Origin of the sequence: Streptomyces sp. WMMC940 (assembly GCF_027460265.1) — a bacterium.
GTDB lineage: Bacteria > Actinomycetota > Actinomycetes > Streptomycetales > Streptomycetaceae > Streptomyces.
Window position 1 is genome coordinate 4818624 of record NZ_JAPZBC010000001.1, and the last position, 12747, is coordinate 4831370.

Sequence of the window (12747 nt, forward strand, 5' to 3'; positions counted from 1 at the left end):
TCCGCTCCGGGCCGGCGAGACCCCGGTCCGGGTGCGGAGACCTCGCTCGGGGCGACGGAATCCGGTCCCGGTCCCGGCCCCGCCCGCTGGGCGCTGCGCGACGCACAGAGGCGGCGCGGGAGGGTCGCCACGCCGTCCCGTCCCGCCGGCCTACAGCCCGCCGCCGTGCTTCCGCCGCAGTCCCGCCTCCGTGAGCCGCCGGACCAGTTCCTTCGGCCCGATCGCGACGGCGCCGGCGCGCACGGCGGGTGAACGTGATGGATGTCACCCCCGAAGCGTGCCGTTCCTGCCTGCGAGGACCGGGAGGGGGCGTATGTCCGTGGCCGGAACGGTGGAGCGGATCCGGGCGCGGGTCGTCCGGCCGGGTCGTCCCCCGGTGGCCGTGCGATTGCGCCGCGACGGCTGCCTCCGGCTCCTGCGGGGAGGCACCGGGGCTCCGGGAAACCACGAGGGGCCCTCGCAGTTGCGAGGGCCCCTCGTGAGGTTGTGCGCCGCCAGGGACTCGAACCCCGGACCCGCTGATTAAGAGTCAGCTGCTCTAACCAACTGAGCTAGCGGCGCGGGCTGCCGTTCTCGCCGCTCTCGGCGGCTGACGACAGAAGTAATACTACCCGGTCCGCAGGGGTGCTCCCGACCACCGGGCGCGGGCCGCCGGGTGCCGGCGTCACGGTCGCGGGGCCTCGGGGGTTTCGCGGACCCGGCCGGTCACAGGGCCAGTGACAGCACCACCGGAGCCGCCCGACGGTTCAGGGTGTCGGCCGCGGCGCGAAGTCGGTGGGCGTGCTCGATCGGGAGCGAGAGCGCCAGGCAGCCGACGGAGGAGCCGGCCGTCAGCGGCACCGCCGCGCAGACCGTGCCCACCGCGTACTCCTGGAGGTCCAGCACCGGGACCGTGGGCGGCTGGGCGTCCAGCTTGGAGAAGAGGATCTTCTCGTTGGTGATCGTCCGGGAGGTGAGCCGGGCGATCTTGTGCCGTGCGAGATGGTCGCGGCGGCCGTTCTGGTCGAGCTGGGTCAGCAGGCACTTGCCGACCGCGCTGGCGTGTGCCGCCGAGCGGAAGTCGACCCACTCGTTGACCTTGGGGGTGCCGGGGCCGTCGGCGAACTGGGTGATCTTGACCTCGCCGTCGATGTACCGGCTGATGTAGACCGCCGCGCCGACCGAGTCGCGCAGTTCGCTCAGCGTCTCCTGGAGCTTGCGCTCCAGGGCTTCCCGCCGGGTGACGCCGGAACCCAGCAGGACCAGGGAGTCGCCGATCACATACGCCCCGTCCGCGACCTGCTCCACGTAGCCCTCGCGGCGGAGCATCAGCAGCAGGGAGGTGAGGTGGCCGGTCGGCAGTCCGGTCTCGCGCGCGATCTGGACATCGGTCACACCGCCACTGTGCCTGGAGACCGTCTCCAGGACACGCAGTGCGTACTGCACCGAGTGGAACGGCGCGGTCGGCTCGGGCTTCAGCGCCACGGTTTCCCCCTACCAGGTTGTGACCGCAAGCTTCCGTACCACGATAGCGGCCAAGAACCGTTTAGTGGGCGGCTGTTGGCGAGAAATGTAGGGCGCCCCAGGCTCATATCCTGGGGCGCACGACTTTGGCATATGCCAGAGTCACGAGTGGTGCATGGAGGGAGAGGTCAGAGCACCGCCCCGAGAAACTCACGAGTACGGTCCTGCTCGGGTTCCGAGAAGATTTTCTCCGGGGATCCGGACTCGATCACCTTCCCGGCGTCGAACATCAGGACCTCGTCGGAGATGTCCCGGGCGAAGTTCATCTCATGGGTGACGCAGAGCATCGTGATGTCGGTGGTGCGGGCGATGTCCCTGAGGACGTCGAGCACTCCCGCGACCAGCTCCGGGTCGAGCGCCGAGGTCACCTCGTCCAGCAGCAGCACCTGCGGCCGCATCGCGAGCGCCCGGGCGATGGCCACCCGCTGCTGCTGGCCGCCCGACAGCTGGGAGGGCCGCGCGTCGACGCGGTCGGCGAGGCCGACCAGGTCCAGCAGCTCGCGGGCGCGTTCCTCGGCCTCGTCCTTGGAGAGCCCGAGCACCCGCACCGGGGCCTCGGTGATGTTCCGCAGCACGGTCATGTTGGGGAAGAGGTTGAACTGCTGGAAGACCATGCCGATCTTCTTGCGGACCTCTCTGCGTTCCTTCTCGCCGGCCGGGAACAGCCGGCCGCCGTTGACGTCGATCGTGCCCGAGTCGGGACGCGCCAGTGTCATCAGCAGCCGCAGGATGGTGGTCTTCCCGGACCCGGAGGGCCCGATCAGCGTGACGTGCTTGCCGGGGCGGACCGAGAAGCACAGGTCGTCCAGGACGGTGTTGTCCCCGAAGCGCTTGGTGACGTTCGTGAAACGGATGAGCTCGTCGTTCTGCTTGGTGAGGTCGGTGTCAGCGGGCAAGGCGGCGCTCCAGGGTCCGTACGAGCAGGGATGCCGGGTAGGCGATGAGGATGAAGGCGATGCCGACGACCGTCAGCGGCTCCGTGTACTGGAAGGTCGCCGCGCTCTCCAGCCGGGACTGCTGGAGCATCTCCAGCACGCTGATCCCGGCGAGGAGCGGAGTGTCCTTGAGCATCGCGATGACGTAGTTGCCGAGGGCGGGCGCGATCCGGCGGACCGCCTGCGGCAGGATCACGGCGGACCAGGTCCGGTGGGCCGGCAGGCTCAGGGCCGTCGCCGCCTCCCACTGTCCGGCCGGTACGGCGTCGATGCCGGCCCGGTAGACCTGCGCGGTGTACGTCGAGTAGTGCAGGCCGATCGCGATCGTGCCCGTGGTGAGCGCGGAGAACTGCACCCCCCACTCCGGCAGCACGAAGAACAGGAAGAACAGCTGCACCAGTAGCGGGGTGTTGCGGATGAACTCGGTGACCATCCCCACCGGCCAGCGCACGATGCGCGAGCCGGAGCGCAGTCCCAGCGCCCAGACCAGGCCGAGCGTGAAGGACAGCAGCGAGCCCAGCACCAGGATCTGCAGCGTGACGAGCACGCCCTCCCAGAAACGCGGCATGAAGTCCGCGACCGCGGACCAGTCCCAGGTCACTTGACCACCACCCCCAGGTTCGCCTTGGTCTTCCGTTCCAGGGCCTTCATCGAGCGGGTGATGAGGAACGCGAGCACGAAGTAGATCAGCAGCGTGACCGTGTAGATCTGCGCGCTCTCCTGGGTCGCCAGCCGCACCAGGTAGGCCGCGAACGACACGTCGCCCACACCCAGCAGTGAGACCAGTGCCGTGCCCTTCAGCAGCTCGACCGCCAGGTTGCAGAAGGACGGGATCATCTCGGGCACGGCCTGCGGCAGCAGGATCAGCCGCATCCGCTGCCAGGGCGTGAAGCTCAGCGCGACGCCGGCCTCCCGCTGGGCCGGCGTGACGGCGTTCAGCGCGCCGCGCACGATCTCCGCGCCGTACGCGCCGTAGGACAGGCCGAGGGCGAGCACGGCCGCCCACATGGGCACCAACTGCCACCCCAGCAGCGGCGGGAGGACGAAGAACAGCCAGAACATCAGGACCAGTGCCGAGGTCCCGCGGAACACCTCGGTGTAGAAGGCCGCGACGAAGCGGACCGCCTTGGAGCGATGAGTTCTGGCCATACCGACACCGAACGCGACGGCGGTGGCCAGCGCGGCGCTGTAGAGGGTGAGCTGGACGGTGATCCAGATCCCCGGAAGCACCCAGTTCTGCCAGAGTCCGGAGGTCATCGGCACAGCTCCTTCGCCGTGAGCTCGGTCATCTCGGCCTTGGTGAAGCCGAACCGGCTCAGGATGCGGAAGAGTTCGCCGCTCTTCTTCATCTTGTGGATCTCGGCGTTGAAGGCGTCCCGAAGCTCGGTGTCGGTCGGCCGGAAGGCGAAACCCCCGCCGTCGATCTTCTTCTTGCCGTCGACGATCGCCGCGAACGGCTTCGTCGCCTCGGCCTTCCTGCTCTTGCGGACCACTTCGCGGGTCGTGAGCGCGGTCCCGGCGAAGACGTCGACGCGCCCGGACTCGACGGCGTTCAGTCCGGCCACCTGGTCCTGGAGGATGACGATGTCCTTCTCGGGGTACCCGGCCGCCACGGCGTAGCCGATCTCGGCGTATCCGGTGCCCGTTGCGAACTTCGCCTTGGTCCGCACGACATCCTCGTAATTGTGCAGGTTCTTCGGATTCCCCTTGCGCACGATGAAGGAGTCGAGCATCTGGTATTCGGGATCGGAGAAGATGACCTGCGCGCAGCGTTCCTTGTTGATGTACATTCCGGCTGAAACGACATCGAACTGCTGTGAATTGAGGCCGGGGATGAGTGAGGCGAAGTCGGTCGCCACCGGCTGCACGTTCGCCACCCCGAGCCGCTTGAAGACCGCCTTCGCCAGTTCCGGGGCCTCCCCGGTGAACTCGCCCTGTTCGTCTATGTATCCGTACGGCACCTCGCCCGCGATGCCGAGCCGCACCGTGCCCTGGGATCTCAGTCTGGCCAGGCTGTTGCCGGAGGGGACCCGTGCGCAACCCGTCGCACCGGCGACGCCGGCCGCACCGAGTGCGCCGGCGGTCCCCAGGAGCAGGCTGCGCCTGCGTATCGGATGTCTGGTGTCTGGAGCCATGGCGGCGCGGCTACCCGGCCCCGGGCGGGGTATGCGTCAGCAATGGCCGATCGATTCATCGAAGTCTCGCTCACCAAGCGCGGAGTGCACTGCACCGCGCGGCTCCTGGACGACCGGGCGCCGCTGACCTGCCAGGCCGTGTGGGACGCGCTGCCGCTCGGCGGCGACGTGTACCACGCGAAGTACGCACGCAACGAGATCTACGCCCTGTTCCCCGCCTTCGCCGACCGGGAGCCACCGCTGGAGAACCCGACGGTGACCCCGATCCCGGGCGACCTCTGCTACTTCACCTTCAGCGGTACGGAACTGGGGACCGCCGCGTACGGCTACGACCGGGACCTGTCCCGGCCGGTGACCGTCGACCTCGCGCTCTTCTACGAACGCAACAACCTGCTGCTCAACGGCGACACCGGCTGGGTGCCGGGCATCGTGTGGGGCCAGGTGGTCGAGGGCCTCGACCGGATGGCCGACGCCTGCCAGGACCTGTGGCGCGCCGGGGCACTCGGCGAGACGCTGTCGTTCCGCCGCGCCTGACCGGGCCGGGCCCCGGCCCCGGAGGGCCGGGGCGCCCGCTTCCCGGAGCCGCGCCGGGCGTCGCGACGGGGCGAACGCCGCCCGGCACGGCACCGGGGGCTTGCGGACCGAACGCCACCTCGACGGTCTGCAAACCCTCAGCCGGCGGCGGGCGGTGCCGGCAGCGCCGCCGCGCCCGACGCATAGAGGGCGTGCGCCGCGCGCAGGACCAGGGCGTCCGCGTGGCGGGGGCCGACCAACTGGACGCCTACCGGCAGCCCGTCCTCGTCCACCCCGCACGGCACCGTCGCCGCCGGCTGCTGGGTGAGGTTGAACGGGTACGTGAACGGGGTCCACCCCGTCCAGCGCCGGTGCCCGGAGCCCCTCGGCACTTCCACGCCCGCCTCGAAGGCGGTGATCGGCAGCGTCGGTGTGATCAGCAGGTCGTACGCGGTGTGGAACCGCCCGAGCCGGCGTCCGAGCTCCATCCGGGCGTCCACGGCGGCGAGGTAGTCGAGGGCCGAGGCCCGCTCGCCCTCCGCGCAGATCTCCCGCAGCCCCGGGTCCAGCAGTTCCCGCTGCTCCCGGCCGAAGCGCTGCACCACGCGTGCCGCACCGGTGAACCACAGGGTGTGGAAGGCCTCCACCGGGTCGGTGATGTCCGGGTCCGCCTCCTCGACCCAGGCGCCCAGCCCGGCCAGCCGCTCCACCGCCCCGCGCACCGCCGAGGCGACGGCCGGGCGGACCGCCACCTGACCGCCGAAGGACGGCGAGTACGCGACCCGCAGCCCCTTCACTCCTTCGGCGAGGCCCTCGCCCGTACTCGGTGCGGGCGCCAGTTGGGACCAGTCCCGCCAGTCGGGGCCGCTCAGCGCGTCCAGCAGCAGTGCCGCGTCCGCCGCGTCCCTGGTCATCGGCCCGGCATGGGCCAGCGTGCCGAACGGACTCGACGGATAGAGCGGGATCCGGCCGTACGTCGGCTTCAGCCCGAAGATCCCGCAGAACGACGCCGGGATGCGGACCGATCCGCCGCCGTCCGTGCCGATCGACAGCGGGGCCGCGCCCAGCGCCACGGCCGCCGCGCTCCCGCCGCTGGATCCGCCGGCCGTGCGGGAGACGTCGTACGGATTGCGGGTGACCCCGGTCAGCGGGGAGTCCGTGACGCCCTTCCAGCCGAACTCCGGCGTCGTCGTCTTGCCGAGGAGCACCGCTCCCTGCTCGCGCAGCCGTGCCACGGCAGGGGCGTCCTCGTCCCAGGCCGGGCCGTCCGGGCGCACCGTCCTGGAGCCCCGGAGCGTCGGCCCGCCCGCCTGCAGCAGGATGTCCTTGACCGTGACCGGTACGCCGTCGAGGGGGCCCAGCGGCTCCTTCCTCCGGCGGCGCTCGGTGGCCGCCTCCGCCTGCGCCAGCGCGCGATCGCCGTCGATCCGGACGAACGCGTTCGTGCGGCGCTGCGCCGCCTCGGCCCGGTCGAGGACCGCCCGGACCGCCTCCAGCGGGGAGAAGTCGCCGCGCTCGTAGCCGGCGATGAGGTGACGTGCGGTCAGGGCACTCAGGTCGTTCGGCTCAGGAGTCATGGGAGGGGACGTACCCACGTTTCTTGTCGACCACGTTCGGCAGCGGCTTTCCGGCCGACCAGAGGTCGAACAGTTCGACGAACTGCTCGCCCAGCCGATCGCGCCAGCCGACGGTGTCCCCGCTCATGTGCGGCGAGACGATCAACCCCGGCACGTCCCACAGCCGGCTGTCAGGTGTCAGCGGCTCCTCCTCGAAGACGTCCAGGGCGGCGCCCGCGATCCTCCGCCCGGTCAGCGCCGGGACCAGGTCGTCCTCCACCACCAGCGCGCCCCGTCCGACGTTGACGAAGCGGGCCGAGGGGCGCATCAGCGAGAACCGCCGGGCGTCGAACATGCCCCGGGTGGCCTCCGTCAGCGGGGCCGCGCACACGATCCAGTCGGCGCGTGCGAGAAGCCCGTCCAGCTCCTCGGAGCCGTGCACCCCGGGGCGGGCCGTGCGTCCGGTGACGGCGACGTCGAGGCCCAGCGCCCGCAGCGTGCGTGCGATCGCCAGTCCGATCGGGCCGGCACCGACCACGACCGCCCGGCCGCCCGCCACCGGCAGTGACTCGCGGTGCCGCCACCGCCGCTGCCGCTGGAGCTCCAGGGTCCCCGGCAGGTCCTTGGCCATCGTGAGCACCAGGGCGGCCACGTACTCGGCGATGGGCTGCTCGAAGATCCCGCGGGCGTTGGTCAGGACCGTGTCGGAGGCCGAGAACTCGGGGCAGAGCAGCCGGTCGACACCGGCGCTCGGGGTGTGCACCCAGCGGGGCCGCGGGCCGCCCCCGGGCCAGGCCAGCCGCACCGCGTCGGAGGTGAAGTCCCACACCAGGAGGGCGTCGGCCCCGGGCAGTTCGGCGGCGAGGGAGCCGGCGTCCGCGTACCGGACGTCGGCGCGTCCGGCGAGACTGCCGAGCCGCGGCGGAGGGTCTGCTTCCAGTACGAGGAGAACCGGTACGGACATCGCGCGGAAACCGTTTCTGAACGTCTGACATGTACGGATTGACCCACGCTCGCACTCGAACCTACCGTCGTCAACAAGACGTGAATGAGGGGGCCTGCGATGGATGTGTCCCTCGAAGTTTCGTTTCTGGGCGGTCCCGACCCGCAGCGCGGGATCGGTGTGGTCGCCCCGTTCGACTTCGCACTCGACCGGGAGCTGTGGCGCTGGGTGCCCGACGGCGTCTCGCTGCGTCTGACCAGGACCCCGTTCGTGCCGGTCGAGGTCTCGCTCGACCTCGCGCGCATCGTCAGTGAGCACGAGACCCTGCGCGAGGCGGTCCGGGCACTGGCCGCCTCCGAGCCCGAGGTCGTCGCCTACGCCTGCACCAGCGGCAGTTTCGTCGGCGGTGTGGCGGGCGAGCGGGCGATGTGCGAGGCGATGACCACGGCGGGGGAGGTCGCCTCGGTGACCACCTCGGGCGCGCTGCTGGAAGCCCTGGAGGAGCTGGGCGCCCGCCGGATCGCCGTCGTCACGCCGTACACGGAGTCGGTGACCCGTTCGCTGGAGGACTACCTGGCCGAGGGCGGGGTATCGGTCACGGGCCGCGCCTTCCTCGGACTGACCCGGCACATCTGGAGGGTGCCGTACCGGTCGGTGGTGGACATGGCACGCCAGGCGGTGGTGGGTGCGGCGGACGCCCTCTTCATCAGCTGCACGAACCTGCCGACGTACGACGCGATACCCCAGCTGGAGGCGGAGCTGCGCATGCCGGTGCTCTCGGCGAACCAGGTCACGATGTGGGCGGCGCTGCGCAGGATCGGCGTGTACGCCGTCGGTCCCTACCAGGCCCTGCTGATGCGGACCGCCGGTCCGCACGAGGAGCCGCCGCCCCCGCCGGCCCCGCCCGTGCCGCCGGTCGTGCCACCCGTCGCCCAGCCGGAGGAACAGGAAGGATGGACATGACGACCGTCGGACTCCTCTACCCCGGGCACTCCGCCGAGGACGACTACCCCAGGATCGCGGTCCTGCTCGGAAGCGACATCAGGCTGCCCGTCTTCCACACCGACATCGGCGAGGACGCGCACCGGGAGGACGCGCTGATCGAGATGGGGGCCGCGGACCGGCTGGCGGCAGGGGTGGAGGAACTGCGGCTGGCCGGCGCGGAGTCCCTGGTGTGGGCCTGTACGAGCGGCAGCTTCGTCCGGGGCCGGGACGGCGCCCAGCAGCAGATCCGCGAGCTGGCGCAGGCCGCCGGGCTGCCGGCGTCGAGCACGTCGTTCGCCTTCGTCCACGCCGCTCAGGCGCTGGGCGTCGGCCGGGTGGCGGTCGCGGCCACCTACCCGGACGACGTGACCGGGCTCTTCGAGAAGTTCCTGGAGTCGTCGGGCATCGGGGTGGTCGCGGCCCGGGCGAGCGGGATCGTCACGGCCGCCGAGGTCGGCACCTGGGAGCGCGAGCAGGTGCTGGAGCTGGCCCGGTCCGGGGACGACCCGAGGGCGGAGGCGGTGCTCATGCCGGACACCGCGCTGCACACCGCCGCCCACCTCAAGGAGCTGGAGGAGACCCTCGGCAAGCCGGTCCTCACGGCGAATCAGGTGACCGTGTGGGAGGGCCTGCGGCTGGCCGGGCGGAGGGCGTGGGCGGACGGCCTGGGGGCCCTGTTCGCCCGCCCGGACCACTGGCCGGAGGAGGAGTAGCTCCGCCCCGTCGGGGCGAGGGGGCCGGAATAAACGGAGATGCCCTCCTGTTAGTGGCTCGGACATGCACGACAACGCAGGAGGCACCTCAGTGGACACACCGGCCCCAGCGCGCGCGGCCGACGAGATCCGGGCAACGGCGCAGGGCGGCGCGCCCGTGCCGCTCTCGGTACTGGACCTGGTCACCGTGGGCAGCGGCAGTACCGCCGGCCAGGCGCTGCGCACCAGCGTGGACCTCGCCCGGCTCGCCGAACGGCGCGGCTACCACCGGCACTGGGTCGCCGAGCACCACTCGATGCCCGGCGTCGCCTCGTCCTCCCCGGCTGTGATCCTCGCCCACCTCGCCGCCCACACCGAGCGCATCCGCCTCGGCTCAGGCGGCGTCATGCTGCCCAACCACGCTCCTCTGGTGATCGCCGAACAGTTCGGCACACTCGAGGCGCTGGCGCCGGGCCGGGTCGACCTGGGCCTCGGCCGCGCGCCGGGGACCGACGGCGCCACCGCCGCCGCGCTGCGCCGCGCCGACGGGCTGGGGTCGGAGGCCGGGGGAGAGGGCGCCGACGACTTCCCGCAGCAGCTCGCCGAGCTGACGCGCTTCCTGGACGACGACTTCCCGGACGGCCACCCGTACGCCCGGATCCACGCCGTCCCCGGCCCGGTCCAGGCCACCGCCCCCGGCGGGGTCCAGTCCGCCGCCCGGCCCCCCGTCTGGCTGCTGGGCTCCTCCGGTTTCAGCGCCCGGCTCGCCGGAGTGCTCGGGCTGCCGTTCGCCTTCGCCCACCACTTCTCGGCGCGGAACACCGTCCCGGCGCTCGACCTCTACCGGGACTCCTTCCGCCCGTCGAAGGTCCTGGACGCCCCCTACGCACTGATCGGCGTGGCGGCGCTCGCCTCGGACGACGCCCGCGAGGCACGGCGCCAGGTGATGACCGGAGTGCTCTCGATGCTGCGGCTGCGCACGGGCCGGCCGGGGCTGATCCCGGCGCCCGAGGAGGCCGAGGCGTACGACTTCGGCCCGATGGAGCGGGAGTTCGTGGAAGGCCGACTGGCCGACGTCGTCCACGGCACGCCCGACGAGGTGCGCGCCGGCCTGGACGCGCTCCAGAAGCGCACGGGCGCGGACGAGCTGATGATCACGACCAACGCCCACGGCGGGGAGGCCAGGCTGCGCTCCTACGAGCTGATCGCGGACGCGTACGGCCTGCCCGGGTAGACCCGGGCGTCGGGTGCGGTCCCTGCCCGGACGGCCTGCCGCGGGTTCCCGACGGCGGCATCGAACGCCTGTCGACACGGTCCTCGGCGGCTGAGTGGAGGGGCCGGATCGGTCTGGTCCTCGATCCGGTCAGGCCGTTGGCGCGGTGCTCGCGGCGGCTCCTCCACGGGCGTCCGCGTCGACGGGGGAGCCCTGCCGGGGATCAGACCGCGAGCGGACTGATCCCGATCATCCCGGCGATCCGGTCCGGCGCCACCGCGCGCGAGTACAGCCAGCCCTGGCCGGTGTCGCAGCCGATGCGGCGTAGCCGTTCCGCCTGGCCCGCCGTCTCGACGCACTCGGCGGTGACGGTGAGACCGAGCCGGTGGGCGAGCTCGACCATCGCCTCGACGATCGTCTCGTCCGCCGGGTTCGGATGCGTGCCGTCGTCATAGCGGAAGCCGCGCACGAACGAGCCGTCGAGCTTCAGTACCGACACCGGAAGACGGCTCAGATAGGCCAGGTTCGAGTAGCCCGTCCCGAAGTCGTCGATCGCGATCCGCACGCCCATGTCGCTCAGCGCCTGGAGTACCTGCAGCGGCCGCCCGGCCGAGCCCATGACCGCGGACTCGGTGAGCTCCAGCTGCAGCAGATGGGGTGCGAGGCCCGTCTCGTCGAGGATCCCGCCCACATCGGCGACCAGGTCGGAGTCCCACAGCTGGCGCACGGCGACGTTGACGCTGACGAAGAGCGGCGGTTCCGCCGGGTGCTCGAGTTCCCACCGGCGGGCCTGCCGGCACGCGGTGCGCAGGATCCAGCGGCCCAGCTGGACGATCGACCCGTCCTCCTCGGCAATTCCGATGAACCGATTCGGCGCGAGCGTGCCGAACTGCGGGTGCCTCCAGCGCACCAGGGCCTCCACACCCCGGACCGCTCCGTCCGCCATGCACACCAGCGGTTGGTACTCCAGCGTGAACTCCCCGCGCTCCACCGCCGGTCTGAGCGACGAGGACAGGGCCTGACGGGTCATCCGGTGCGCGTTGCGCTCGGGATCGAAGAACGTCCAGCGGGCCTTGCCGTCCGCCTTCGCCCAGTACAGCGTCGTGTCAGCGTCCTGCATCAGCCCGGTGGCGGTGGTGCCGTCGGCCGCGCGCTCCACCACCCCGATGGACGCGGACACCGACAGCCGTTGCCCCGACAGGTCGAACGGCTGCTGGAGCGCGGCCAGGACGGACCGGGCCAGATCGGCGAGCTGCTCCGTGCCGGTGGAGTCCTCGACCAGGATCGCGAACTCGTCGCCGCCGAGCCGGGCCACGAGAGGGGAGCCGCCGCGCGACTCGGCGTCCCGGTCCGCGCACTCGGTCAGCCGGGACGCCACCGCCGTGAGCAGCCGGTCGCCCACCCGGTGGCCGAGGGTGTCGTTGACCGCCTTGAAGCCGTCGAGGTCGAGGTAGCACAGCCCGATCCGACCCGTGCCGCCGTGCTCGTACGACGAGGTGTCGAGGGCGCTGCTGAGCCGCTCGAAGAACAGGGTGCGGTTGGGCAGCCGGGTCACCGGGTCGTGCATCTGGAGATGGCGCAGCCGTGCCTGGAGTTCACGGCGGTCGCTGATGTCCGCGACCGAGAGCAGCACACGCCGCCCGCCACCGGGGACGGGCGTGACGGTGACCTCGGCCCAGACGGGGTGGCCGTCCGCGTGTTTGAGGCGGCGGGTGCAGCGGAAGCACGAGCTCCGCCCGTTCAGCACCTCGCCGTAGGCGAGCAGGGAGCGGCCGTCGGAGGCGAGGTCGACGAGATCGGCGGCGGGCCGGGAGCGGAGGGCGTCCGGTTCGGCGCCGAGGAGGGCGGCGAGCGCGTCGTTCGCGGATACGACGAGGCCCTCGTGGTCGACGAGGGCCATGGCGAGCCGGGAGGCGTTGAACGCGGCACGGTAGTCGGCGTGTTGCGTATCGGCCCCCACACCGCGGACCGGCCCGGCGGGGCCGGGAGGGGGCATCGGGATCTCACCCTCCGTGACGGGTGGATGGTCGCTCCCGGGTGCCGCGACGGTCGCGCTTCCCCGTCCTTCCGTGTGTCCGCTCACCGCTCGCTCCCGCAGTGCAGTCGTGTCGTTCAGGCCAGGCCAAGGCCGGAATCTCAGGAAAGTGTGCCGATCATAGAGGCTGGCCGGGTGGGCGTTCCAGCTTTCGGACGGTGATCAGGAGCACCGGAAGGTCCGGACCGATCGTTTCTGCGCGGGTGAGGACCGGGCCAGGGCTCTCGTGATCGGTTGT

12 protein-coding genes, 1 tRNA gene and 1 pseudogene are annotated in these 12747 nt (G+C 71.7%); 4 read left to right on the forward strand and 10 right to left on the reverse strand.

The genetic code is table 11. The annotated features are described in order from the left end of the window. Positions 1–150: 150 nt before the first annotated feature. The 7 genes and pseudogenes from O7595_RS21230 to ehuB form a co-directional block, all read right to left on the reverse strand. Positions 151–246, reverse strand: a pseudogene (locus O7595_RS21230) (DUF4031 domain-containing protein); the annotation flags it as partial. Between the two features lie 241 nt (positions 247–487). After that, positions 488–561: transfer RNA gene (locus tag O7595_RS21235), tRNA-Lys, on the reverse strand. Positions 562–705: 144 nt separating this feature from the next. Then, positions 706–1464, reverse strand: coding sequence for an IclR family transcriptional regulator (locus O7595_RS21240; protein ID WP_269730230.1), 759 nt, complete (start codon positions 1462–1464; stop codon positions 706–708). A gap of 167 nt (positions 1465–1631) precedes the next feature. Continuing rightward, the gene (gene ehuA / locus O7595_RS21245; protein WP_269730231.1) at positions 1632–2399 is read right to left on the reverse strand and encodes an ectoine/hydroxyectoine ABC transporter ATP-binding protein EhuA; all 768 of its coding nucleotides are present in this window, start codon (positions 2397–2399) and stop codon (positions 1632–1634) included. Then, positions 2389–3039 carry an ectoine/hydroxyectoine ABC transporter permease subunit EhuD gene (gene ehuD / locus O7595_RS21250; protein WP_269730232.1) on the reverse strand — a complete coding sequence of 217 codons (651 nt, stop codon included), beginning with the start codon at positions 3037–3039 and terminating at the stop codon, positions 2389–2391. The genes ehuA and ehuD overlap by 11 nt, the downstream gene beginning before the upstream one ends. Further along, the gene (ehuC, locus tag O7595_RS21255) at positions 3036–3695 is read right to left on the reverse strand and encodes an ectoine/hydroxyectoine ABC transporter permease subunit EhuC (protein WP_269730233.1); all 660 of its coding nucleotides are present in this window, start codon (positions 3693–3695) and stop codon (positions 3036–3038) included. The genes ehuD and ehuC overlap by 4 nt, the downstream gene beginning before the upstream one ends. Continuing rightward, entirely contained in the window at positions 3692–4573 is an 882-nt protein-coding gene (gene ehuB, locus O7595_RS21260; RefSeq protein ID WP_269730234.1) for an ectoine/hydroxyectoine ABC transporter substrate-binding protein EhuB, read from the reverse strand. The genes ehuC and ehuB overlap by 4 nt, the downstream gene beginning before the upstream one ends. 42 nt (positions 4574–4615) lie before the next feature. Between ehuB and O7595_RS21265 the strand changes: the two genes are divergently transcribed. Beyond that, positions 4616–5107 carry a DUF3830 family protein gene (locus O7595_RS21265; RefSeq protein WP_269730235.1) on the forward strand — a complete coding sequence of 164 codons (492 nt, stop codon included), beginning with the start codon at positions 4616–4618 and terminating at the stop codon, positions 5105–5107. A gap of 137 nt (positions 5108–5244) precedes the next feature. Here O7595_RS21265 and O7595_RS21270 read toward each other — a convergent pair whose 3' ends face one another. Both O7595_RS21270 and O7595_RS21275 read right to left on the reverse strand, forming a co-directional pair. Next, positions 5245–6663 carry an amidase gene (locus tag O7595_RS21270; RefSeq protein WP_269730236.1) on the reverse strand — a complete coding sequence of 473 codons (1419 nt, stop codon included), beginning with the start codon at positions 6661–6663 and terminating at the stop codon, positions 5245–5247. Further along, on the reverse strand, positions 6653–7606 hold the full coding sequence (locus tag O7595_RS21275) for a D-2-hydroxyacid dehydrogenase (RefSeq protein WP_269730237.1): 954 nt from the start codon (positions 7604–7606) through the stop codon (positions 6653–6655). Before O7595_RS21275 ends, O7595_RS21270 begins: the two co-directional genes overlap by 11 nt. 99 nt (positions 7607–7705) lie before the next feature. On the opposite strand from O7595_RS21275, the gene O7595_RS21280 reads away from it, so the two are divergent. The 3 genes from O7595_RS21280 to O7595_RS21290 all read left to right on the forward strand — a co-directional run bounded on the left by O7595_RS21280 (position 7706) and on the right by O7595_RS21290 (position 10495). Next, the gene (locus tag O7595_RS21280) at positions 7706–8548 is read left to right on the forward strand and encodes a maleate cis-trans isomerase family protein (RefSeq protein ID WP_269730238.1); all 843 of its coding nucleotides are present in this window, start codon (positions 7706–7708) and stop codon (positions 8546–8548) included. Beyond that, positions 8545–9282 (forward strand): maleate cis-trans isomerase family protein, encoded by a 738-nt coding sequence (locus O7595_RS21285; protein WP_269732566.1) that lies wholly within the window; start codon positions 8545–8547, stop codon positions 9280–9282. Before O7595_RS21280 ends, O7595_RS21285 begins: the two co-directional genes overlap by 4 nt. 64 nt (positions 9283–9346) lie before the next feature. Beyond that, on the forward strand, positions 9347–10495 hold the full coding sequence (locus tag O7595_RS21290) for an LLM class flavin-dependent oxidoreductase (RefSeq protein WP_269730239.1): 1149 nt from the start codon (positions 9347–9349) through the stop codon (positions 10493–10495). A 202-nt stretch (positions 10496–10697) separates the two neighbouring features. On the opposite strand, the gene O7595_RS21295 is transcribed toward O7595_RS21290, so the two are convergent. Then, positions 10698–12470: a putative bifunctional diguanylate cyclase/phosphodiesterase gene (locus O7595_RS21295; RefSeq protein ID WP_269730240.1), complete on the reverse strand. Its 1773-nt coding sequence runs from the start codon at positions 12468–12470 to the stop codon at positions 10698–10700. Positions 12471–12747: the final 277 nt, after the last annotated feature.

Coding starts and splice junctions, on each gene's coding strand:
- ehuC (WP_269730233.1), bottom strand. CDS start 3,695: ATGACCTCCGGACTCTGGCAGAACTGGGTGCTTCCGGGGATCTGGATC.
- ehuB (WP_269730234.1), bottom strand. CDS start 4,573: ATGGCTCCAGACACCAGACATCCGATACGCAGGCGCAGCCTGCTCCTG.
- O7595_RS21265 (WP_269730235.1), top strand. CDS start 4,616: ATGGCCGATCGATTCATCGAAGTCTCGCTCACCAAGCGCGGAGTGCAC.
- O7595_RS21270 (WP_269730236.1), bottom strand. CDS start 6,663: ATGACTCCTGAGCCGAACGACCTGAGTGCCCTGACCGCACGTCACCTC.
- O7595_RS21275 (WP_269730237.1), bottom strand. CDS start 7,606: ATGTCCGTACCGGTTCTCCTCGTACTGGAAGCAGACCCTCCGCCGCGG.
- O7595_RS21280 (WP_269730238.1), top strand. CDS start 7,706: ATGGATGTGTCCCTCGAAGTTTCGTTTCTGGGCGGTCCCGACCCGCAG.
- O7595_RS21285 (WP_269732566.1), top strand. CDS start 8,545: ATGACGACCGTCGGACTCCTCTACCCCGGGCACTCCGCCGAGGACGAC.
- O7595_RS21290 (WP_269730239.1), top strand. CDS start 9,347: ATGCACGACAACGCAGGAGGCACCTCAGTGGACACACCGGCCCCAGCG.
- O7595_RS21295 (WP_269730240.1), bottom strand. CDS start 12,470: ATGCCCCCTCCCGGCCCCGCCGGGCCGGTCCGCGGTGTGGGGGCCGAT.